Source organism: Streptomyces sp. NPDC050658, from assembly GCF_044457025.1.
In the GTDB taxonomy this organism is placed as follows: domain Bacteria; phylum Actinomycetota; class Actinomycetes; order Streptomycetales; family Streptomycetaceae; genus Streptomyces.
Genome location: NZ_JBITGM010000003.1, coordinates 465368 through 484730 on the forward strand (window position 1 = coordinate 465368; position 19363 = coordinate 484730).

At 69.7% G+C, this 19363-nt stretch carries 19 protein-coding genes; 6 read left to right on the forward strand and 13 right to left on the reverse strand.

Annotated features, from left to right (window positions below; all coding sequences use genetic code 11):
• Window positions 1-2077: 2077 nt before the first annotated feature.
• Window positions 2078-2620: an ATP-binding protein gene (locus ACIBKX_RS13705; RefSeq protein ID WP_399375751.1), complete on the reverse strand. Its 543-nt coding sequence runs from the start codon at window positions 2618-2620 to the stop codon at window positions 2078-2080.
• 47 nt (window positions 2621-2667) lie between these two features.
• Between ACIBKX_RS13705 and ACIBKX_RS13710 the strand changes: the two genes are divergently transcribed.
• Both ACIBKX_RS13710 and ACIBKX_RS13715 read left to right on the forward strand, forming a co-directional pair.
• Window positions 2668-3501 carry a helix-turn-helix transcriptional regulator gene (locus ACIBKX_RS13710; RefSeq protein WP_363275828.1) on the forward strand — a complete coding sequence of 278 codons (834 nt, stop codon included), beginning with the start codon at window positions 2668-2670 and terminating at the stop codon, window positions 3499-3501.
• Complete coding sequence (locus tag ACIBKX_RS13715; RefSeq protein WP_363275827.1) at window positions 3498-3686, forward strand: DUF397 domain-containing protein; 189 nt, start codon at window positions 3498-3500, stop codon at window positions 3684-3686. The genes ACIBKX_RS13710 and ACIBKX_RS13715 overlap by 4 nt, the downstream gene beginning before the upstream one ends.
• 10 nt (window positions 3687-3696) lie before the next feature.
• On the opposite strand, the gene ACIBKX_RS13720 is transcribed toward ACIBKX_RS13715, so the two are convergent.
• Complete coding sequence (locus ACIBKX_RS13720; RefSeq protein ID WP_363275826.1) at window positions 3697-5541, reverse strand: alpha-L-fucosidase; 1845 nt, start codon at window positions 5539-5541, stop codon at window positions 3697-3699.
• A gap of 428 nt (window positions 5542-5969) precedes the next feature.
• Between ACIBKX_RS13720 and ACIBKX_RS13725 the strand changes: the two genes are divergently transcribed.
• Window positions 5970-6635 (forward strand): response regulator transcription factor, encoded by a 666-nt coding sequence (locus tag ACIBKX_RS13725; protein WP_363275825.1) that lies wholly within the window; start codon window positions 5970-5972, stop codon window positions 6633-6635.
• Window positions 6636-6666: 31 nt separating this feature from the next.
• Here the strand turns inward: ACIBKX_RS13725 and ACIBKX_RS13730 are convergent, their stop codons facing one another.
• The 9 genes from ACIBKX_RS13730 to ACIBKX_RS13770 all read right to left on the reverse strand — a co-directional run bounded on the left by ACIBKX_RS13730 (window position 6667) and on the right by ACIBKX_RS13770 (window position 13734).
• Window positions 6667-7482 carry a cyclase family protein gene (locus ACIBKX_RS13730; protein WP_363275824.1) on the reverse strand — a complete coding sequence of 272 codons (816 nt, stop codon included), beginning with the start codon at window positions 7480-7482 and terminating at the stop codon, window positions 6667-6669.
• A 68-nt stretch (window positions 7483-7550) separates the two neighbouring features.
• Window positions 7551-8543, reverse strand: coding sequence for a PfkB family carbohydrate kinase (locus ACIBKX_RS13735; protein ID WP_363275823.1), 993 nt, complete (start codon window positions 8541-8543; stop codon window positions 7551-7553).
• A 7-nt stretch (window positions 8544-8550) separates the two neighbouring features.
• A complete protein-coding gene (locus tag ACIBKX_RS13740) occupies window positions 8551-8994 on the reverse strand; it encodes an SRPBCC family protein (protein WP_363275822.1) in 444 nt (147 codons plus the stop codon).
• A gap of 1 nt (window position 8995) precedes the next feature.
• Window positions 8996-9253 (reverse strand): acyl carrier protein, encoded by a 258-nt coding sequence (locus ACIBKX_RS13745; RefSeq protein WP_363275821.1) that lies wholly within the window; start codon window positions 9251-9253, stop codon window positions 8996-8998.
• Window positions 9254-9298: 45 nt separating this feature from the next.
• The gene (acpS, locus tag ACIBKX_RS13750) at window positions 9299-9727 is read right to left on the reverse strand and encodes a holo-ACP synthase (RefSeq protein WP_363275820.1); all 429 of its coding nucleotides are present in this window, start codon (window positions 9725-9727) and stop codon (window positions 9299-9301) included.
• Window positions 9706-10947: a beta-ketoacyl-[acyl-carrier-protein] synthase family protein gene (locus ACIBKX_RS13755; protein WP_363275819.1), complete on the reverse strand. Its 1242-nt coding sequence runs from the start codon at window positions 10945-10947 to the stop codon at window positions 9706-9708. The genes acpS and ACIBKX_RS13755 overlap by 22 nt, the downstream gene beginning before the upstream one ends.
• Complete coding sequence (locus ACIBKX_RS13760) at window positions 10944-12248, reverse strand: beta-ketoacyl-[acyl-carrier-protein] synthase family protein (protein WP_399375752.1); 1305 nt, start codon at window positions 12246-12248, stop codon at window positions 10944-10946. The genes ACIBKX_RS13755 and ACIBKX_RS13760 overlap by 4 nt, the downstream gene beginning before the upstream one ends.
• Window positions 12248-13300 (reverse strand): methyltransferase domain-containing protein, encoded by a 1053-nt coding sequence (locus tag ACIBKX_RS13765; protein ID WP_399375753.1) that lies wholly within the window; start codon window positions 13298-13300, stop codon window positions 12248-12250. The genes ACIBKX_RS13760 and ACIBKX_RS13765 overlap by 1 nt, the downstream gene beginning before the upstream one ends.
• Entirely contained in the window at window positions 13297-13734 is a 438-nt protein-coding gene (locus ACIBKX_RS13770) for a cupin domain-containing protein (RefSeq protein WP_363275816.1), read from the reverse strand. The genes ACIBKX_RS13765 and ACIBKX_RS13770 overlap by 4 nt, the downstream gene beginning before the upstream one ends.
• Before the next feature lie 347 nt (window positions 13735-14081).
• On the opposite strand from ACIBKX_RS13770, the gene ACIBKX_RS13775 reads away from it, so the two are divergent.
• Window positions 14082-14468, forward strand: coding sequence for a hypothetical protein (locus ACIBKX_RS13775; protein ID WP_363275815.1), 387 nt, complete (start codon window positions 14082-14084; stop codon window positions 14466-14468).
• Here the strand turns inward: ACIBKX_RS13775 and ACIBKX_RS13780 are convergent.
• Window positions 14437-14790, reverse strand: a complete 354-nt coding sequence (locus tag ACIBKX_RS13780) for a helix-turn-helix domain-containing protein (RefSeq protein WP_363275814.1) — start codon at window positions 14788-14790, stop codon at window positions 14437-14439. The two genes, ACIBKX_RS13775 and ACIBKX_RS13780, sit on opposite strands and share 32 nt — an antisense overlap.
• Window positions 14791-14941: 151 nt before the next feature.
• Between ACIBKX_RS13780 and ACIBKX_RS13785 the strand changes: the two genes are divergently transcribed.
• Window positions 14942-17125, forward strand: coding sequence for an alpha-N-acetylglucosaminidase (locus ACIBKX_RS13785; RefSeq protein ID WP_363275813.1), 2184 nt, complete (start codon window positions 14942-14944; stop codon window positions 17123-17125).
• A gap of 436 nt (window positions 17126-17561) precedes the next feature.
• On the opposite strand, the gene ACIBKX_RS13790 is transcribed toward ACIBKX_RS13785, so the two are convergent.
• Window positions 17562-18209, reverse strand: a complete 648-nt coding sequence (locus ACIBKX_RS13790) for a DUF4360 domain-containing protein (protein ID WP_363275812.1) — start codon at window positions 18207-18209, stop codon at window positions 17562-17564.
• 256 nt (window positions 18210-18465) lie between these two features.
• Here ACIBKX_RS13790 and ACIBKX_RS13795 point away from each other — a divergent pair, with 256 nt between their 5' ends.
• Window positions 18466-19311: a chitosanase gene (locus ACIBKX_RS13795; RefSeq protein ID WP_363275811.1), complete on the forward strand. Its 846-nt coding sequence runs from the start codon at window positions 18466-18468 to the stop codon at window positions 19309-19311.
• The last annotated feature ends 52 nt before the right edge of the window (window positions 19312-19363 follow it).

The window sequence follows — 19363 nt, forward strand, 5'->3', positions numbered from 1 at the left end:
CTTTCGGGGCTCGGTCACCGGGTAATGCTCGGTGGGGGCGGCTGCTTGGGGTGACCCGGTGTCGCTGATGGTGGCCGGTGCCGCCCGGTGCTCCGGAGTATGGCGGTTCCGGCGCCCCTGTAAAGGGCGCTCCGCTGCGCTACGCGTCGGCTTCGCCGATTCCGCTTACGCTCCACCCTTGACAGGCCCACCTCCACCGCAGAGACCCTTTTGACCGGGCGGCCAGGGGAGGGGACTCACGGGGAGGACCCATCGTGTGCCCGGTCTTCATGCCGTCTGCGGACTGGTTCGTTTCAGTCTCGGTCACACAGAAGGGCGGGACCCGCCAGGCCGGCTCCGCCCCGGTGGCGGTGCCGGGTCGTCGTACCGTCTGCGGACTGGTTCGGTGCAGCTCGCCCACTCGGAGAAGGCGCGGCCCGACAGGCCGGGTCCGCCCCGGTGCCAGAACCGGTCGTCGTGCCGTCTGCGGACTGGTTCGGTGCAGGCGCCGCCAGATGGGAGCAGCGGGAGTGCGGCCGGTCCGGGGATGAGTCCCGGCTTCAAAAGCGGCTGCCCACCGGGTCTTCCGGGCGGGCGGGGAAGCTTGGGCGGCGGTTCCGGGTCGTGGTGCCGTGTGCGGACGGGTTCTTCTCACGGAGACCGCAAGGGCGGCGCACGGCGTAGGCGCAGGATTCTCGGGCGGGCGGGGCCGCCGGGGCGAGGATTGGCCAGCGGCCGTCCCTTCAGCCCGGGCGGACCAGCAGCGACCGATCCGGGTGCCGGGCGGCACGGGGCGAAGGCCCGGCAGCGGGTGGCGGGAGCCGGGCAGGCACGCTGCGAGGAAGGGGAGGCGGCCGTGGCACGTGTGACTCGCGAGATCTCGCAGCCCTCCCAAAACCACAACATACCGGTCATCTCGGGCGCCAGGACGGCTCGTTGAGGGCGGAATCCGAGAAAGTCCCACGGAATGACCCCTGACAGCGGCGTGTCGTGGGATTTTCCTGCCAACAAGCCTCTCCAGCCGCCCTTTTGGAAGATCCAGTCGGCAGAAGGAGACACTTGACGAAGCCGGGGCCCACCCCCGGACCGGACGCACACCCCCACCGCTCCCAACTAGCGGTACCTGCAACGGACTAGTCCGCAGACGGCACGACGACCGGCCCAGGCACCGGAGCGGAGCCGGCCTGTCGGGCCCCGACTTCACCCAGTGGGCGAGCTGCACCGAACCAGTCCGCACCCGGCATGAAGACCGAACCGCCTGCCGGTCCCTCCCGTGAGTCCCCTCCCCTGGCCGCCCGGTCAAAAGGGTCTCTGCGGTGGAGGCGGGCCTGTCAAGGGTGGAGCGCAAGCGGAATCGGCGAAGCCGACGCGACCGAAGGGAGCGCCCTTTACAGGCACGCCGGAACCGCCACACTCCGCAGAAGCCGGGCGGCCCCGGCAACCATCGAAGGCACCGGGCCACCCCAAGCCGCCGCCCCTACCGAGCACCGAATGGGCCGGTCGATAGACGGCACGACACCCGCCACTGCCACCGGAGCGGAGCCGCACTGTCGGGCGGCACCCTCTCCGTGTGACGTCCGCCCCGAAAGAATCCGGTCGGCAGACGCTTGACGAAGCCGGGAGCCATCTCCGGACCGGCCGCGCACCCCCGCTCCTCCCAACTGGCGGCGCCCGCACCGAACCAGTCCGCACCCGGCACGACGACCGGATGCCCTACCGGACCTCCCCGTGAGCCCCACCCCCTGGGCCGCCCGGTCAAAAAGGGTCACCGCGGTGGAGGTGGGCCTGTCAAGGGTGGAGCGCAAGCGGAATCGGCGAAGCCGACGCGACCGAAGGGAGCGCCCTTTACAGGCACGCCGGAACCGCCACACTCCGCAGAACCGGGCGGCCCCGGTGACGATGCACCGCCGGGCCGTCGAAGAGACGCCGCCCCGGCGCGCAAAGCGCCTCCCCCGGCGTCCATCAACGCCACCGGCCGACCTGAAACCACCGCCCCTGCGCCCCGCACACTCCGAGCCTCTGTCCCTGCCGGGCGATGGCACCGAAGCAGCCCCACTCCGGGTGGTTGCATGTGCCTGTGCAGATCCAGGCGTTCACCTCAGCACCCCGGAGGCGTGACCTCGGCCCACACCGTTTTTCCGACGTTCCGCCCGACCACGCCCCACTCCTTGGCCAGTGCCGCGACGATCACCAGGCCTCGACCTGACTCCCCCTCCGGATACGGGAGTTCAAGCTCCTGCGGAGGTCTGCGCTCGGTCAGCGTGTCCGAGATCTCGATACGGAGCGTGTGCGGGTGGAGGGTGAGCCGCAGCTCGAAGTCCCTGCCGGGTACGCGACCGTGCGTCACGGCGTTCGCCGCCAGCTCGGCGACGATGGCCTCGGCGGTGGCGTTGAGTTCGCTGTCGTACATGATGCCCCAGCCGTCCAGGTGATACCTGGCCAGCCGTCTTGCGAGGCGTGCGCCTCGGGGTGTGGCGCTCAGGCGCTGGGCGAATTGCCTTACGGGGGGTGCGGGTTGGGCTTGGGTCGGCATGGCCCAACCGTGGCCGTACGCCGACGGGGCGACCAGACGCAAAACTCGTACGCTGCGTAATTGTACGAGTACGAAAGGTAGACAGTGCGGGTAACTGATCGTGACCATGGGCGAGTTGGCGGGGAATGGTAAGCGAGCGTCAGGGGATACCCGTGATGTCGTCAAGTACACCGGGCAGCACCGAGCCCGAACCGACCGATGGACTCAAGACCTTCGGGGCCGTCCTGAAGAGCTTCCGCAAGCGCGCCGGCTACACCCAGGAGTCCCTGGCCCCGGAGATCGGCTACTCGACCCACTTCCTCGCCTCGATCGAGCAGGGGCGCCGTTTCCCTCCGACCCGGTTCATCGACCAGTGCGAGGCGGCACTGGACGCGTTCGGCACGTTGCGGCTGGCGGTGAATCAGATCTCGCGGCAGCGGGGATTGGCTTCGTGGTTTCGGCGGTGGGCGGCCCTCGAACAGGAGGCGATCACCCTCTCTACGTACGAATGCCGGTTGATCCCCGGTCTGTTGCAGACCAAGGCCTACGCGCGGACGCTCTTCGTCAATCAGCTTCCGCCGCTTGGCGACGAGCAGATCGAGGCACAGTTGGCCGCCCGCGTTCAGCGCCAACTGCTGCTCACGGAGCGGCCGAACACCGCGTACAGCTTCATCCTTGAGGAACACCTGTTCCTGCGCGGCATGGGCGGGCATGACGTCACCATGGAACTCATCGACCATGTTCTCGGCCTCGCCGAGCGGCGGAACATCGAGGTGCAGGTCATGCCGGTGGTGCGGGCCAGCCATGCGGGGCTGGACGGCCCTGTCCAGTTGCTGGAGACGTCGGAGAACCAGTGGTTCGGCTACTCCGAGGGACAGCGGAGTGGCCAACTCATCTCCGCCCCCAAAGAGATCAGTGTCCTCCAGATGCGGTATGCCAGGATGCGCGCACAGGCTCTCTCGTTCGAGAACTCGGTGAGCCTGCTGGAGCGGATGCGAGGAGCAGCATGAGCACCCCCGAACTGGCCTGGTTCAAGAGCAGCTACAGCAGCGGAGGCGACGGCGACTGCGTAGAAGTCGCCCCCTCCCCCACAACCATCCACGTACGCGACTCCAAAGACCCGGCTGGACCCCAACTCACCCTGGAGCCCACAGCCTGGACGCACTTCGTGACGTACGCCCAGGCGCAAGGCTGACCCGCTGACCTCAGCCCCGGTACAACTGCGAAGCAGGAATGACCTGTTGCTCCTGGCCGGGGCTCGACCACAGCAGCTTCATGTGTGCCTCGCCCGTGTTCTCCGCGTATTCGATCTTGATGGAGTGACGGGTGCCCGCCTTCAGGCTCACCTGGGTCTTGTCGATCTTCGGCTCATGAGGGGTCCAGGAGTCGATGACCAGCTTGCCGTCGATCCAGACGCGGGCCACGTCGTCCGAGACGGTCGTCAGCGTGTACGTCTCCGTGCGGCGCGGCTCCAGCTTGCCGGTCCAGCGGATGCCGAACTTGTCGGAGGGGATGCTCGGCGCCGGTGAACCCTCGTACTTCCAGGCGTGGTTCACCGTCGGGTCGGTGCGGGTGATCTTCGGGGTGCCGGAAAGCTCCGCGTTGTCGAAGATCTCCTGCTTCAGGCCCTTGCCCTTGCCGGGGCGGGCCGTCGGGCCGGGGTCGACCTTCAGCTCGATGACCGTGGCCGTGTCGTTCGTGGCGGCGCCCGAAGGCTTGAGGTCGTAGCCGTCGCCGGACTTGGTGACGGTCACCTTCTGGTCGCTGCCGAGCACCCGCGCCGATGTGACCTTGAAGTCCGTACGTGCCTTCAGGTGCAGGGCCGAGCCGGCCGCCGGCCACTGTGTGACCGCCGCGTACAGCTTGTTGCCCTTGCGGCTCACCGAACCCCATGTCGGCTCCTCGACTAGGCCGCCGTAGCGCGCCCCGAACACCGCCTCGCCCTGGCCCGCCGTACGCAGCCAGTCGCCCATCTGCTTCAGGCGGTCGACGGAGGGCTGCGGGACGCGGCCTCGGGCGTCGGGGCCGACGTTCAGGAGGTAGTTGCCGCTGCGGGACGTGGTGGAGAGGAGGTTGCGGACCAGGGTCGACGACGACTTCCAGTTGGTGTCGTAGCGCGCGAAGCCCCAGTGGCCGTTCAACGTCATGCAGGATTCCCAGAGTTGGCCGTCCACCGGGGCGCCGGGGATCTCCTGCTCGGGGGTGCCGTAGTCGCCGTCGACCACGCGGCGCTTGCCCACGCGGTTGTTGATGATCAGGTCGGGGTCGAGGTCACGGAGGTAGGCCTCCAGCTTCTCGCCGTCCCTTGCCGTCCAGGGGTTGTTGGGTTTGTCCGTGTCCCACTCTCCGTCGAACCACAGGAGCGCCGGGTCGTAGTTGTCCACCAGCTCCTTCAGCTGCGCGCGCATCCGCTTCTCGTACTGGGGGAACGTGGCCGGGTCGGGGAAGTCCTTGTCGTGCCAGTCCCAGATCGAGTAGTAGAAGCCGAGCTTGATGCCCGCGTCGTCGGATGCCTTCTTCAGCTCCGCGAGGATGTCGCGGTTCTTGTCGAAGGAGGAGTGGTCGCGCAGGTTCCAGTCGTTGACCTTCGTGGGCCACATCGCGTAGCCCTCGTGGTGTTTTGACGTGATGACGATGTAGCGCATGCCCGCGTCCTTGGCCGCCTTCACCACGGCCTTGGCGTCGAAGTCCGCGGGGTTGAACGTCGCGGCCTGCTTCTCGTACTCCTCCTTGGGGATGTCGCACTGGCGCTGGATCCACTCGGCGTCCCGGCAGACCGTGCCGTCGGCCTTCTTGTACTCGCCCTCCAGGTTCGAGTACGCGCCGAAGTGGATGAACATGCCGAAGCGGTCCTGGCGGAACCAGCTGGTGCGGTCGGCGGTGAAGGGGTCGTCCGTCGCGTGGTCGGTGCCGGGGCCTGCGGCCGTGTCCGTGGCCGTGGCCGTGTCCCGAGTCGGCGCGCGATCCGGCATCGCGGTCGCCATCGGTGCGGCGGTCGCCGCCAACGAGGCGGCGAGGATCAGGGCTGTTCCGGCGGCTCTCTTGCGCATGGGGCGGCTCCTGAGGTTGAGGCGTCGCTCGGGAACGTAGAGATGAATACATCGGATGTCAATGCGCCCAACTGGTCATCATGGGTGCGATGTTGGGCTGGGTGTGGGGCATCCATCCGATGACTGGCGGCAGCGGGGAGGAAGGAGCGGCACCGGCCCTCGGCGCCTCCACCGAGGGCCGTGAAATTGCCGTGAAATTCGATCAATCGAGAAAGGAATCCGTGACTCCGAAATGACCGATTTTTAATTGAGTCTTAATCAGAAGAGTGAATCCGCCGGTGGTGTAGCATCGAAACAGGCAGATATTCGTCGACGATGGAAATCAGCCAACGGGGGCAGGGAGTACGACACATGGCGCCACCCGATGTCCGATGCCCTCATGTTCTGATCTTTCACAGTCGTGATTGCGGAACCCAGGGGGATCATCAATGTCATCGATCAGGGTCCTGCTCGTCGACAGCGAGCAGCTCGTGCTCGAAGGATTCCGAAAACTTCTCGACGGCTTTACGGAATTCTCCGTGGTGTCGATCACGCACGACGCGGCATCCGCCGTCGCACAGTTGCGCAGGCACCGCCCGCAGATCGTCGTGATGGGGCTCGGCGTGGCCGGCACGGGCGGTGTGGACGCGATCCGGGCGGTCCGGCGCGAATCCGGCCACGTACGGATCGTCATCCTCTCCTCGAACCAGCAGCCGGTCTACATGCGAGAAGCCTTCGTGGCCGGTGCCAACGCCTATCTCTCCCGCAGCATCGACGCGGGCGAGCTGCGCGCGACGCTGCTCGCCGTGCACCGCGACGGCGCCGCGTTCACGGCGGCCACCGCGGGCCCCATCCTGCAGCTGATGGCGGGGCGCGGCTGCGGTGACGACTCGCCCCTCGCGATGCTGACCGAACGCGAACGGCAGATCCTTTCACTGGTCGCCGACGACCACGAGACGGATTGCATCGCCACTCATCTCGGGATACGGCCGAAGACCGTCCGCAACTATCTCAGCCGTATCTACGCCAAGCTCGGCACACCCAATCGCGTACAGACGGTGCTCTACGCGAAACGCTCGCTCGGCCGTCAAGGGGATCTCGCCACCGATCCATAAGTTGGGTGGAATACCTGAGTAATTGAGCAATTCAGGACTGTTTCGGTACGTGTGCCACCGCCCTGCACCACGCCGCGCCCGCGTCCGCCAGGGCGATCGGGAAGGCCATGAAGGTGAAGGGGCCCCGCGGCAGTCCGCGCAGGCCCGCCAGACCCTCGATCTGGATGAACTCCCGCTTTCTGCCGTGCAGATGCGTCGGCCAGAGCGCGCCGGGGTCGCGCGTGCCGTAGTAGGACTCCACCATCGCGCGCGCCGGGCCGTCGAAGCTCCAGCAGTCCGTGCCGAGCACCTTCACGCCGAGGTCGAGCAGGTGGTCGACCGCCTCGGGGGTGATCGCGGTGGACTCCGTGTAGTACGCGGGGGTGCCGAGCCGCAGATCGGAGTCCGTTCGGAACAGTGCCACCGTGCCCGGCCCGACCGTCGGACCCGCCTCGCCCAGCGCCTCCTTGACGTCGGCTGCCGTGACCCTGCCGCCGCCCCTGCCGCGTACGTCGATGACGACACCGGGGCCGCTGAACCACTCCAGGGGCAGGTCCATCACCTTCTTCGCGGGCTCGCCCGCGCACTCGGGGCCGTAGTGGAAGGGTGCGTCCACGTGCGTGCCCTGGTGCACGGACATCCGGTAGAACTCGTTGGAGAGGAAGCAGCCGTCGGGCAGATCGCGCTCACGCAGGCGGCGGGCGCCGATGAGCCAGCGCCAGTAGTTGAGGTACCGGTCCCTCCTGCTGTCGCCGGGCAGCGCGCGGATCCTGCGGGACAGATGGCGGATGCCGTCGCGGTGCAGCCACTGCTCGAACTCGACGCCGGGGGCGCGGCGGCTGATGGGGATGCTCAGGTCTACGTACATTCCCTCTCCATGTTCTTCAGTTCATGCCGGTCGGTTCACGTACGTCTGGTCAGTTCGCGTACGTCAGCTCAGTTCGCGTACGTCAGCAGCCGGCGGATCGATGCCGCCGCCGTGTGCCCGTAGGCGGCCCTGACCCGGTTCAGGAGCACGCGTACGTCCATCGGGTACTGCTGCGGGCCCCGCCACTCCACGGCGAACGAGGCGAGTGCGCAGCCGAGTTGGGCCGCGCGCTCCGGCGGCGTACCCCGTGCCAGGCCCGCCAGGAAGCCGGCCCGCAGCGCGTCCCCGGCCCCGGCCCGGTCGACCACGGTGACCGGCTCGGTCGCGGGGACGAGTGTCGGGCGGTGTCCCGACCGCTCGACGACAACGCCCGCCGGGCCGAGAGCCGTCACCCACACGCCGACCCGGCCGAGGAGCTGCCGCGCGGTCCAGCCGGTGGTCTCCGTCAGGAGCGTGGACTCGTGGCCGCCGGAGGTGAAGAGGCAACGGGCCCCCGACACAAGGGACTTGGCTTCCGCCCTCCCCAGGACGGAGAGCTCCGGACGCGCCGGACGCACCGCGAACGGCAGCCCCAGCGAGCGGCACTCCTGGGCGTACCGGAGCATCGTCGGCGGATCGTCCGGCGCGATCATCACCAGGCCGATGCCGCCCGTGCGTTCGGCGACCGAGCGCAGGGAGCGGGGGCGGGCGTGCCGTGCCGCCCCGGGCCGGAAGGTGCTGATCGAGCGGCCGTCGATGTCGGTCGCGTGCACTTGGCGCGCGGTCGACTCGCCGGGGACGACCCGCACGGAGTCGGTGTCGACGCCGTGCTGCTTGAGCCACAGCTGGTAGTCGGTGAAGTCGGAACCGGCGACGCCGACCAGGACCGGGTCCTGGCCGAGCCTGCCGAGTCCATAGGCGGTGTTGGCGGCTGTGCCGCCCCGGCGGCTCTCCACGCGTTCGGCGAGGAACGTCAGGGAGCCGAGGTGCGGCCGGCCGTCGGTGGCCGGCCGCTCGGTGAAGCGGCCCGGAAGGGTGATGAGGTGGTCCATCGCGATGACCCCCGTGACGGCGATGGGCACGGGACACTCAGACCCCGGACTCGATCTTCCGCTTGATGCCCTCCTGGTTCTGCCGGGTGTGCGTGTTCATGCGCTCCACGACGGTCGGCAGCGGGACATCGAACGCGTCGTCGACCTCGAAGTCCTGGACCCAGGTCATGAGCGTCCCCTCGGGCACCTGCCGGTAGCTCCACTTCAGGTGCATGTAGCGGAACGGGTAGAGCGGGGCGCGCCGCTCGGCGACCGCCGTCAGCTCCCGGTGGTCGAGGAGCCGCCAGGAACTCCAGGTGCTTCCCTCGGGGTTGGTCAGCTCGAAGAGGATCTCGGTCCAGCGGCCCTCGCGCTCCTCGGAGACGACTTCCGCCTTGTTGTACTCGTCGAAGAGGTCGGGCCAGCGGCCGATGTCGTTGGTGACGTCGAAGACGTGCTGGGCGTCGGCCGCGATCACGACGCTGTTCTCGATCCTGGGCATCTCAGCTCCCCACCGTCACCGGGGCACCCGCGGACAGCAGGCGCTCCACGCAGTCGACGAGATCGCGGAAGGTGTGGAAGCCGCCCTCGGCGTCCGCGTCGACGCTGATGCCGAAGTGCTGCTCCAGGGCGACGATCACCTCGACCAGTTCGGTCGAGTCGATGTCCAGGTCCTCGGCGAGGCGCTGATCGTCCGTCAGCTCCTCGCTCTGGAAGCCCGCACCGCGCATGACGGTGACCACGTTCTGTCGTACATCCATGGAACTCACTTACTCCTTTGGGTAGTTACTGTTCTTGGGTCACCGTCAGTCGGCGACCGCGATCGCGATCGCCACGCCCGCCTCGTGCGAGATGCTCACGTGCAGTCCGCCGAACGCCGCGCGCCGTAAGGCCTCGTCGGCGCGGCCCGTCAGGCGCGGCACCGGCTGTCCGGAGGCGTCGCGGCCGATCTCGACGTCCAGCCAGCCGCAGCCCTCGCCGTGGCCGCCGAGCGCCTTGCGCACGGCCTCCTTGGCGGCGATGCGGCCCGCCATGCGGTTGGCGCGGTGGCGGGGCGAACCGCCGTCGCACAGGGCCTGTTCGTGGACGGTGAGCAGCCGGTCGACGAGCCGCTGTCCGCGCCGCTCGACCATGCCGCGCAGCCGCTCGACGTCGACGACGTCGATGCCGACGGCGCGGATGCCGGGCGATGCGGGGACGAGCCCTGTCGTCGTCAACGCCTCAGCAACAGACATGCGTTGACACCTCCCAGGCCCCGGGACACCACGAGGGTGTGGTCGAGTCCGGGCACGGGGCGCGCCTGGCCCGCGACCAGGTCGAGGTCGATGCCCGGCGCCCTGCGGTCCAGATTGACGGTCGGCGGTACGACGTTCTCGCGCATCGCCCGCAGCGCCAGCGCCGTGTCGGCGGGTGCCGCGGCGCCGAGCAGGTGGCCGAAGCCCGACTTCGGTGCGGTGACCGGGAGTTGGCGGACCGTGTCCGTGCCGAACGCCTCGTGCAGCGCGTACCCCTCCGTGACGTCCTCGAAGGGGATGCCCGAGCCGTGCGCGAAGACCGCGCCGAGGTCGGCGCCGGTGATCCCGGCCCGCTCGGTGGCCCGCCGCATCGCCTTGCCGAGGATCTGTCCGGTCGGTTCGACGGTGTAGTACGGCATGTAGCCGTCCGTCGTGACGCCCCAGCCGGCCAGCTCGCCGAGGATGGTGGCGCCGCGCCGCTCGGCGTGCTCGCGGCGCTCCATGACCAGGAACACGGCGCCCTCGCCGAAGACGCTGCCGCCGTGCCCCGCGTCGAAGGGGCGGTACAGCTCGTGCGGGGCGAGCGAGCCGCGGGACTTCGCGCCGAGGCCGCTGGTCTCCATGCAGAGCCAGCCGTACGGCGAGAGGGGTGCCTCCACGCCGCCCGCGACCACGACGTCCGCGCGGTCCCTGAGCAGCGACTCGGCCGCGCCGATCAGCGCGTACGCGCCGCTGGCCCGGTCGGCGACGTACGTACGGGCCGGGCCCTTGATCCCCTGGTCGATGCAGATGTTGCCCTGCGGCGCGGCGGGGAACCAGGCGGTGGCCTGGTAGGGGCTGACGGCGCGCGGGCCGCCGGTCCACAGGTTGCGCAGCTCGCGCTCGGCGAACTCCCAGCCGCCCAGGACGTTGCCGACCATGACGCCGGTGCGCTCGGCGGCGACCTCGCCGCCCACGGTGATCCGGGCGTCGGCGAGGGCCTGGCGCACGGCGTGCACGGACAGGTGCGTGAAGCGGTCGGTGCGCTTGACGAAGCGGGACGGCAGTTGGGAGCGGGCGTCGAAGCAGGACTGGCCCGCGGCGTCACAGGCGTACTCCGACGCGTCGAACCGGTCGATGGCGTTGACCAGCGGGGTGCCGGCGCGTGCGCTGTCCCAGAAGACGTCCATGCCGGTGCCGGCGGGGGTGACCGCGCCGATGCCGGTGATGACGACGCTCATCGGCGGGCCCCTTCCCGTACCTCGTCGCCCCGTACGGCGCGGGTGACGAGTGCCGCGTGCAGGCCCGCGAAGCCGCTGGCGCCCTTGAGGATGGTCTCGCCGTGCCACGGGCGTCCCGCGCCGGGGACGTAGTCGAGGTCGCACGTCGGGTCGGGTGTCTCGTAGTTGGCGGTGGGGTGGACGAAGGAGTGCCTGCACTCCAGGGCGCAGAGCACGATCTCCATGGCGCTCGCGGCGGCCAGTGCGTGGCCGACCATCGACTTCGCCGAGTTCACCGGGATCTCGCGGGCCCGCTCGCCGAGGGCGAGCTTGAGCGCGCTGGTCTCGCAGGTGTCGTTCTGCGGGGTCGAGCTGCCGTGCGAGTTGACGTGATCGATGTCCTCGGGACGCAGGCCGGCCTCCGCTACGGCCTGTGTCATGGCGCGGGTCAGGTCCGCGCCGTCGGAGAGGAGATCGGTCATGTGCACGGCGTTGGAGGTGTGCGAGAAGCCGTCGACCGTCATGTACGCGGTGGCTCCGCGCCGCTCGGCGTGCTCGCGCGACTCCAGGACGACGATGCCGCAGCCCTCGCCGAGCACGAAGCCGTCGCGGTCCGCGTCGTAGGGACGTGAGGCGGCCTCGGGGCGGTCGGCGCGCGACCGCGAGAGACAGTTGATGATCTCGAAGGACGCCACGGTCACCGGGGTGATCGGGGCCTCGCTGGCGCCGGCGATCATCACGTCCGCGTCGCCGTGCCGGATCGTCTCGTAGGCGTGGCCGACCGCGTCGACGCCGCCGATGCAGCCGGTCGACAGGGTCACGCAGGGCCCGCGCATGCCGAGCAGCGCGGACAGCATCGTCCCCGGTGTGTTCGACATGGACGCGAGATACAGGTCGCGGCCCGCCTTGGCCGGGTCGATGGGCTTGCGGCCATCGTCGGTGACGCGGAGGAACTCCTCCTCCATCCTCGGGGTGCCGCAGATCGCGGTGGACAGCGAGAGTCCGGCCCGCTCGGGGTCGTACGTTCCCTGCTCCAGGCCCGCGTCGAGCACGGCCTCGTACGCGGCCGCGACGGCGAACTGCGTGTACCGGTCGAGCCGTTGCACCTCCGGCGGCAGTGCCGGTATCCGCTCCTCGAATCCGTCGACCTCGGCGATCGAGTCCGACAGGAAGTCGAAGTCGCCGAAGAGGGCCGAACTCGCGATGTCCGAGAGGGACTTGGTGACGCTCCTTCCTGCCGAGACCGTTCGCCACAACTCTTCCGTTCCGATGCCCGCCGGGCTGACCACACCGAGCCCGGTGACCACTACTTCTCGCACCACTAGCGCCTTTCTCCTGTCAGGACGGTGATGAGGCCGGGCGTCACGGACTCCTTGGCCGTGATTCCGTAGGTCTCCATGACCGTGCGGTGCGCGGATTCGTCTTGGACCGCGCCTTCTGCCGTGTTCACCAGGAGGCTCAGCGCGATCATCGGGCGGTGCAGGGCGGGCCGCCCCGGTTCCTGGCGCATCACGTCGACGACCAGGAGGGTGCCGCCGCGCCGCAACAGCCGGGCGCACTCCTTGATCTGACGCTCCGTCGCATCCGGTCCGGTGAAGCGGCTCAGGTGGGCCAGGACGACGGTGTCGAAGCAGCCGTCGGGGAACGGCGCACGGTGGAAGTCGGCCGGGACGAACCGGAACCGGTCCGCCACGCCGAACTCCGTTGCCCGTTCGCGCGCCGTGCCGAGGAGTCCGGCGGCGTCGTGGGCGACCACTCGCGCCTCCGGGTCGGCGACGGCGAGGGCGATGCCCCATTCGCCGCTGCCCGCCGCGAAGTCGAGCACGCGGCCCGCCTCGGTCAGCTCCAGCTCGCGCACCGCCCGGAAGGCGGTGCGTACGGCGACCGGGAAGATCCCGCCGAACATGCCGGGGAAGCGTCCGCGCGCCGCGGGGACGCCGAGGTCTCCGCCGCCGTGCCCGCCCTTGCGGACCAGTTCTGTGAGGCCGCTCCACTGGTCCCACTCCTGGAGCACCTCCGCGAAGTGGTCACCGAGGTAGCCCCGGCCGCCCGCGACCAGATGGGCGCGGGACGCCGCGGTGAGCGTCCAGCTCTCCTGGGCGCCGGTGAGCGCGCCGTCCGCGACCAGGCCGAGTTCCGCCAGGGCGGCGAGCAGCGCCCGTAACGCGTCGGTGTCGCAGCCCAGTTCGGCGGCGAGGCCTTCGGTGGCGCGCGGGCCCCGGACGAGGCCGGTGAACACGCCGAGCTCCAGGGCGGTGTCCAGGACCCTGGCCCGGGCGAAGCCGAAGTTCAGGGCGAGCAGCGGGCCGGGGTCCGGGGCGTCCTCGTAGGGCGCGAGGGCCCGGCTGCCGGCCGTAGTCGTCGACTCGGTCACCGGGAGCCGCCCTCCACCAGGCTCACGTACTCGGGGTTCTGCGTGTACTCGTACGGGTCGTCGGAGAGGAACACATTGCGCACCGGGGGCCGTTCGCAGGGCGCGACCACCAGGAAGCGGCAGGTCTGGCCGGGTCCCGTGACGAATCCGTGCGGCTCGTTGCGGGGGATGAAGATGGCGTCGCCGGGGCCGACCTCCTCGGTCTTGCCCTGGTCCGGCATGACGAGTCCCATCGAGCCCTCGAGTACGTAGATCTCGTGCTCCCACTCGTGGAAGTGGGGCGGGGTCGAGCCGTTCGGCGCCACCTCGAACTCGGTGAGGACGAAGCGGTCGGCGCCGTCCGGTGTGTCGATGAGCTTGCGGTGGGTGGTCTCCTTCGCTCCGGGCTCGCGGACGATCTCCGCCTTGACCGCTGTCCTGTGCACGCGCTTCATCTGCTGCCTTCCTCGGGATTTCGGTGGGCGCGCTCTTCTGGAGCCGCCGCAATCGAACGTAGGTCGGCGGCCGAGGGGTCATCTATGGGCATGGACCGCCGCTGACGTCGGGACTTGCGGCCGGGAGAGGCGGGGCGGATCGCCCGTCGGGGCAGGGTGGATCGCCCATGGCGGCAGGGCGGATCGCCCATGGGGGCGGGACAAAGGCCCAAGCGGCAGCGGCGGTCCCAGGCGCCTGGACTTCCGGAAGCAGCTAGTGGACTTCCGGGGAGGTCCCCACGGGCGTACGCTTCGGAAATCGAAGCAGTGGCCAGGGAAGCAGTGCGGCTTCAGGAGGAGCGACACCGATGAGTCTCGACGTACGTGATGTACTCGCACCCGGCGCGCCCGGCAAGGCCCCGCTCCCGCTCGCGCCGGACGTGGTCTTCCACAGCCCGGTCGCCGACTACCGGGGGCGGGACGACGTGGCTCACCTGTTCCCGAAGATCGGGCAGTGTCTGGCCGGGATCGAGCCCGCGCGGGAGTTCACCGGGGGTGACGGGCGGCACGGCGTGACGACGTTCAGCGCAACCGTCGCCGAGGAGTCCGCCTACGGCGTGTTCGTCCAACAGGTCGACGAACGGGGTGAGTTGGTCGAGGCGTCCTTGCTGATTCGGCCGCTCCACGCACTGCGGGCGGCCGTCTCGCTGATGGGCGAGGCGCTCAGCGCCGATCCGTTGCCGAGTCGGCGCTGACCTCCGTCGCCCAGCGCCGCGCCCAGTCGTCCAGGGGTCGCAGCGCCTGATGTGCCTCGCGGCCGAGCGCCGTCAACGTATAGGAACTGTCGGGGAGTTGCTGCACGAGCCGCGCTTCGAGCAGTTCAGTCAGGCGCTGGCGCAGGACGCTGGACGACATGGCGTCGCAGCGCTCCCGCAGGGCGCGGAAGCCCAGCGGCTCCGCGCGCAGCTCCCAGACGATCCGCAGGCTCCAGCGGCGCCCGAAGAGATCGAGGGCGGCCATCAGCGGGCGCCCGGTGGTGGAGGACGCGGTCGGCCGGCCGGGCAGCGGTGCGGTCATCCGCCGACGGTATCACCGGCGGTTCGGGTTTCGAAGCGATGGACGGAAGGCGGGGTTCGGCGCGGGACCTTGACCCGGCTCGCGGCCCCGTTCATGGTGGCGCCGTCCGTGCCCGTCGCGCACCGCCGAACCGGGAGGGTATCCCACCACCATGCCCCTGGCCCGCCGCACCTTCCTCGCCGCCGCAGCCGGCGCGACCGGCGCCACGGTCGCCTGTTCCGGAGCCGCCGCCAACAGCACCCCTGCCGCCAAATCACCCGCCGCCGACGCCGCCCGGCGGCTGCTCCCCCGGCACTGGGAGCAGCTCAGCTTCACGACCTCGGGTCCCGCCGACGCCTTCCGGGTGTCGGGGCGGCGCGGGCACATCACGGTCAGCGGCCCCACCCCGGCCGTCCAACTCACCGGCCTGCGGCACTATTTGAAGCACGCGGCGCACGCCGGCCTGACGTGGGCGGGCGACCAGGTGAACCTCCCCGACCGGCTGCCGGGCCTGGAGAGACCGCTGACCGGCCGGGCCAACACCCCGCACCGCTTCGTCCTGAACGACACCAACGACGGCTACACGGGGGCGTACCACGACTGGTCGTACTGGGAGCGCGAGCTGGATGTGCTGGCACTGCACGGCTACAACGAGATTCTTGTGTACGTCGGTGCCGACGCGCTCTATCACCGGGTGTTCCGGCGGTTCGGCTACTCCGACCAGGAGTTGCGGGAGTGGATCCCGGCGCCGGCGCACCAGCCGTGGTGGCTGCTGCAGAACATGTCCGCGTTTCCGTACCCGGTGTCGGCCCAACTCCTTGACCAGCGGGCCGCGTTGGGCCGCCGCATTGCCGACCGTGTGCGAGAACTGGGCATGACCCCTGTGTTTCCCGGCTACTTCGGGACCGTCCCGCCCGAATTCGCCGCGCGGAACCCCGGCGCGAGGACCGTGCCGCAGGGCGACTGGGTCGGGTTCACGCGGCCGGACTGGCTGGATCCGCGCACGGCGGAGTTCGGCCGGGTCGCCGCCGCGTTCTACCGCGCCCAGGACGAGCTGTTCGGGCCGTCGACGATGTACAAGATGGATCTCCTGCACGAGGGCGGCAAGCCGGGTGACGTACCCGTCGGGGAGGCGGCGAAGGCGGTCGAGAAGGCGCTCCAGGCCGCGCACCCCGGCGCGACCTGGGTGATCCTCGGCTGGCAGAGCAATCCCCCGAAGGCCATCGTCGACGCGATCGACAAGTCCCGGATGCTGGTGATCGACGGGCTCTCCGACCGCTTCCCCAAGATCACCGACCGGGAGTCCGACTGGAACGGTACGCCCTACACGTTCGGCTCGATCTGGAACTTCGGCGGGCACACGACGCTGGGCGCCAACACCCCGGACTGGGCCGAGCTGTTCGAGAAGTGGCGCACCAAGGACGGCAGCATGCTGCGCGGCATCTCGCTGATGCCGGAGGCCGCCGACAACAACCCGGCCGCGTTCGAGCTGTTCTCCGAACTGGCGTGGCGTACAGGCGAATTGGACCTTGAGGAGTGGTTCGCGGAGTGGTCCGTCGCCCGTTACGGCGCCCCCGACGCGCACGCGGCCGCCGCCTGGGACATCCTGCGCCGCACCGCGTACGGCACGACCCGCGCCGACGAGTGGTCCGAGGGCGCGGACGGACTCTTCGGGGCGCGCCCCGCCCTGTCGGCGAAGTCGGCGGCGGCCTGGTCGCCCCAGGCGCTGCGCTACAAGCCGGAGGACTTCGAGCCGGCGCTCGGTGAACTGCTCGGCGTGCGGCGCGGGTTGCGGGACTCGACCGCGTACCGCCGCGACCTCCTGGACGTGGCACGCCAGGCGCTCTCCAATCGCAGCCGGACCCTGCTCCCCCGCATCAAGGAGGCGTACGACGCCAAGGACTCGGCGCGCTTCGACGCCCTGACCCGCGACTGGCTGGGCCTCCTTGACCTGCTGGACAAGCTGGTGGCCACCGATTCCCGCCACCTGCTCGGCCGCTGGGTGGCAGACGCGCGCGCGTGGGGCGCGGACGCCACGGAGCGGGACCGGCTCGCGTACGACCAGCTGTCACTGCTCACCGTGTGGGGCACCCGCTCGGGCGCGGACGCGGGCCTCCGCGACTACGCCAACCGGGAGTGGGCCGGGCTGGTCGGCGGACTCTACCGGCTGCGCTGGTCCACGTACTTCAAGGAACTGAGGGCAGCCCTGACGGAGGGACGCGAACCGAAGCCGGTCGACTGGTTCGCGGTGGAGAACGGCTGGATCCGCGATCCGGGACCATTGGCGGGTCGGCCGGCGGGCGATACGTACACGATTGCCGTGGAGGTGCGCGACCGACTGACAACCAAGCGCTGACACACCCGCCGCCACAACGACCGTGCCCTCCGCGGGAGTCGGAGGCACGGCCGAGTGCGGTCAGGAGCGCGGGGCACCCTTCCGCCGCACGCCACAGGGCGCCCATCCGGACCACTCGCCACCCCTCCCACCAGCGACACGCACACGATCACCCTGGAGGAGCGCGACCGGCCGACAGCCAAGGGCTGACACTCCCCCGTCGCAACGACCGCACCCCCCGGCGGCAGCCGGAGGCACGGCCACGTCCGGTCAGGACCGCAGGCACCCTTCCGCCGCACACCAAAGGACACCCGCCAAGACCACTCGCCACCCCTCCCACCAGCGACACGTCACGATCGCCCTGGAGGTGCGCGACCGACTGACAACCAAGCGCTGACACACCCGCCGCCACAACGACCGTGCCCCCGGCGGGAGTCGGAGGCACGGCCGAGTGCGGTCAGGAGCGCGGGCACTCCTTCCACGCCATGTGGTAGATCGTGCTGATGTCCCCGTCCGTCGAGTCCATCGTCATGAAGCTGGTCTTCGTGGGGTCCGAGGTGCCCGCGTCGATGCGCAGCTCGGTGTTGATGTTGAAGTTCCGCTGCACGCCACAGGGTGCCCAGACGAGCTGACCCCACTCCGTCGTGTCGCTGGCCTGCCAGTTGTCGTTGTACGCGCCCCGGAACTCATGGCTGATCGAGGCCGTGTCCGGCGAGCCCTGGAAGTAGTACGACGCCTTCTCGATGCCCTTGGCGCCCGGCTGGAGCGAGGCGTAGCCGCGGTAGTCGGCGCTGGCGATCGCGTACGTGAAGCCGTGCGGGACATGCACGACCAGGTTGAGCTGGCAGTTCTTGCGGAACGCGGTGGGGTCCGCGCCGCCGCCCGCCTGGGCGAGGTAGTCGCTGTAGGTGACCGTGAACGCCGTGTTGTCCTCGGAGACGGCGACCGCCGCGGAGCCCAGGGGGCAGCCGGAGCCGTTCACCGTCGCGACCTCGATCACGATCTTGTCCGGGGGCGGGTCGAGCGTCGCGGTCGTGTTCTGCGCGGGGATTGTCGAGCCGAGCAGCGCCGCGACGGCGCCGCTCAGCAGCAGTGCACCAGCCATGATTCTCCGTTCCATTGCTGAGGAGGGGGGTTGGAGAAGTGCCTGTGGTGCGTGGAGCGGATTGCGTGAGCGAGGGGATCGTACGGACCAATGGGGTCGGCGCCCAGGGCGATGTCCGGCCATTCGGCGGAAGCGGAGTCTCCATCTCCTGAGGGACCTTGACGTGTCTTGACGGGTATACGTCACCCGCATTCTCTGGTAGGAAACCTTCCTAACAGAACGCGGAAGTGCCCTCACCCCCCATCTTGGAGGCCCCGTGCCCACCCCCCACCGCGCCCCCGCGCACCGCATACACACCTCACGCCGCACGCTGCTCGCCTTCATCGGCGCCTCGCTCGTGGCCGGTCCCGTCATCGCTTCGCAGACGGCCGGCGCCGCGCCCACCGCCAAGGCCGGCGGACTCGACGATCCGGCGAAGAAGGAGATCGCCATGAAGATCGTCTGCAGCGCGGAGAACTCGGACCTCAACTGGAAGGAGTACTACCGCTACTGCGAGGACATCGGCGACGGACGCGGCTACACCGCCGGGATCATCGGCTTCTGCTCCGGCACCGGCGACATGCTCGACCTCGTCGAGCTCTACACCGAGCGCAAGCCGGACAACATCCTCGCCAAGTATCTGCCCGCCCTGCGCGAGGTCGACGGCACCGACTCCCACGAGGGCCTGGACCCCACGTACAAGCCGGACTGGGAGAAGGCCGCCGAGGACCCCGAGTTCCAGAAGGCACAGAACGACGAACGGGACCGCGTCTACTTCAACCCCGCCGTCAAGCGGGGCAAGGCCGACGGCCTCGGTGTGCTCGGCCAGTTCGCGTACTACGACGCGATCGTCATGCACGGCGACGGCGGCGACGACACCAGCTTCAGCAATATCCGCAGGCTCGCGCTGGAGCAGGCGCAGCCCCCTTCGGAAGGCGGCGACGAGACGGACTACCTCAACGCGTTCCTGGACGCGCGCGTCTGGGCGATGGAGCAGGAGGAGGCGCACAGCGACACCAGCCGGGTGGACACGGCCCAGCGGGTGTTCCTCCAGAAGGGCAACCTGAACCTGGACACTCCGCTGGCGTGGAAGGTGTACGGGGACTCGTACCGCATCGACTGACGGAGCGGCGGCAGGCCCTCGTACCCCTAGGGGTACGAGGGCCTGCACCTGG

Excerpts from the sequence above, each read along its gene's own strand:
- ACIBKX_RS13790 (WP_363275812.1), bottom strand. The coding sequence starts at position 18,209 with ATGGCTGGTGCACTGCTGCTGAGCGGCGCCGTCGCGGCGCTGCTCGGC.
- ACIBKX_RS13745 (WP_363275821.1), bottom strand. The coding sequence starts at position 9,253 with ATGGATGTACGACAGAACGTGGTCACCGTCATGCGCGGTGCGGGCTTC.
- ACIBKX_RS13740 (WP_363275822.1), bottom strand. The coding sequence starts at position 8,994 with ATGCCCAGGATCGAGAACAGCGTCGTGATCGCGGCCGACGCCCAGCAC.
- ACIBKX_RS13755 (WP_363275819.1), bottom strand. The coding sequence starts at position 10,947 with ATGAGCGTCGTCATCACCGGCATCGGCGCGGTCACCCCCGCCGGCACC.
- ACIBKX_RS13710 (WP_363275828.1), top strand. The coding sequence starts at position 2,668 with ATGTCGTCAAGTACACCGGGCAGCACCGAGCCCGAACCGACCGATGGA.
- ACIBKX_RS13775 (WP_363275815.1), top strand. The coding sequence starts at position 14,082 with ATGAGTCTCGACGTACGTGATGTACTCGCACCCGGCGCGCCCGGCAAG.
- ACIBKX_RS13715 (WP_363275827.1), top strand. The coding sequence starts at position 3,498 with ATGAGCACCCCCGAACTGGCCTGGTTCAAGAGCAGCTACAGCAGCGGA.
- ACIBKX_RS13730 (WP_363275824.1), bottom strand. The coding sequence starts at position 7,482 with ATGTACGTAGACCTGAGCATCCCCATCAGCCGCCGCGCCCCCGGCGTC.
- acpS (WP_363275820.1), bottom strand. The coding sequence starts at position 9,727 with ATGTCTGTTGCTGAGGCGTTGACGACGACAGGGCTCGTCCCCGCATCG.
- ACIBKX_RS13785 (WP_363275813.1), top strand. The coding sequence starts at position 14,942 with ATGCCCCTGGCCCGCCGCACCTTCCTCGCCGCCGCAGCCGGCGCGACC.
- ACIBKX_RS13720 (WP_363275826.1), bottom strand. The coding sequence starts at position 5,541 with ATGCGCAAGAGAGCCGCCGGAACAGCCCTGATCCTCGCCGCCTCGTTG.
- ACIBKX_RS13725 (WP_363275825.1), top strand. The coding sequence starts at position 5,970 with ATGTCATCGATCAGGGTCCTGCTCGTCGACAGCGAGCAGCTCGTGCTC.
- ACIBKX_RS13770 (WP_363275816.1), bottom strand. The coding sequence starts at position 13,734 with ATGAAGCGCGTGCACAGGACAGCGGTCAAGGCGGAGATCGTCCGCGAG.
- ACIBKX_RS13780 (WP_363275814.1), bottom strand. The coding sequence starts at position 14,790 with ATGACCGCACCGCTGCCCGGCCGGCCGACCGCGTCCTCCACCACCGGG.
- ACIBKX_RS13705 (WP_399375751.1), bottom strand. The coding sequence starts at position 2,620 with ATGGTCACGATCAGTTACCCGCACTGTCTACCTTTCGTACTCGTACAA.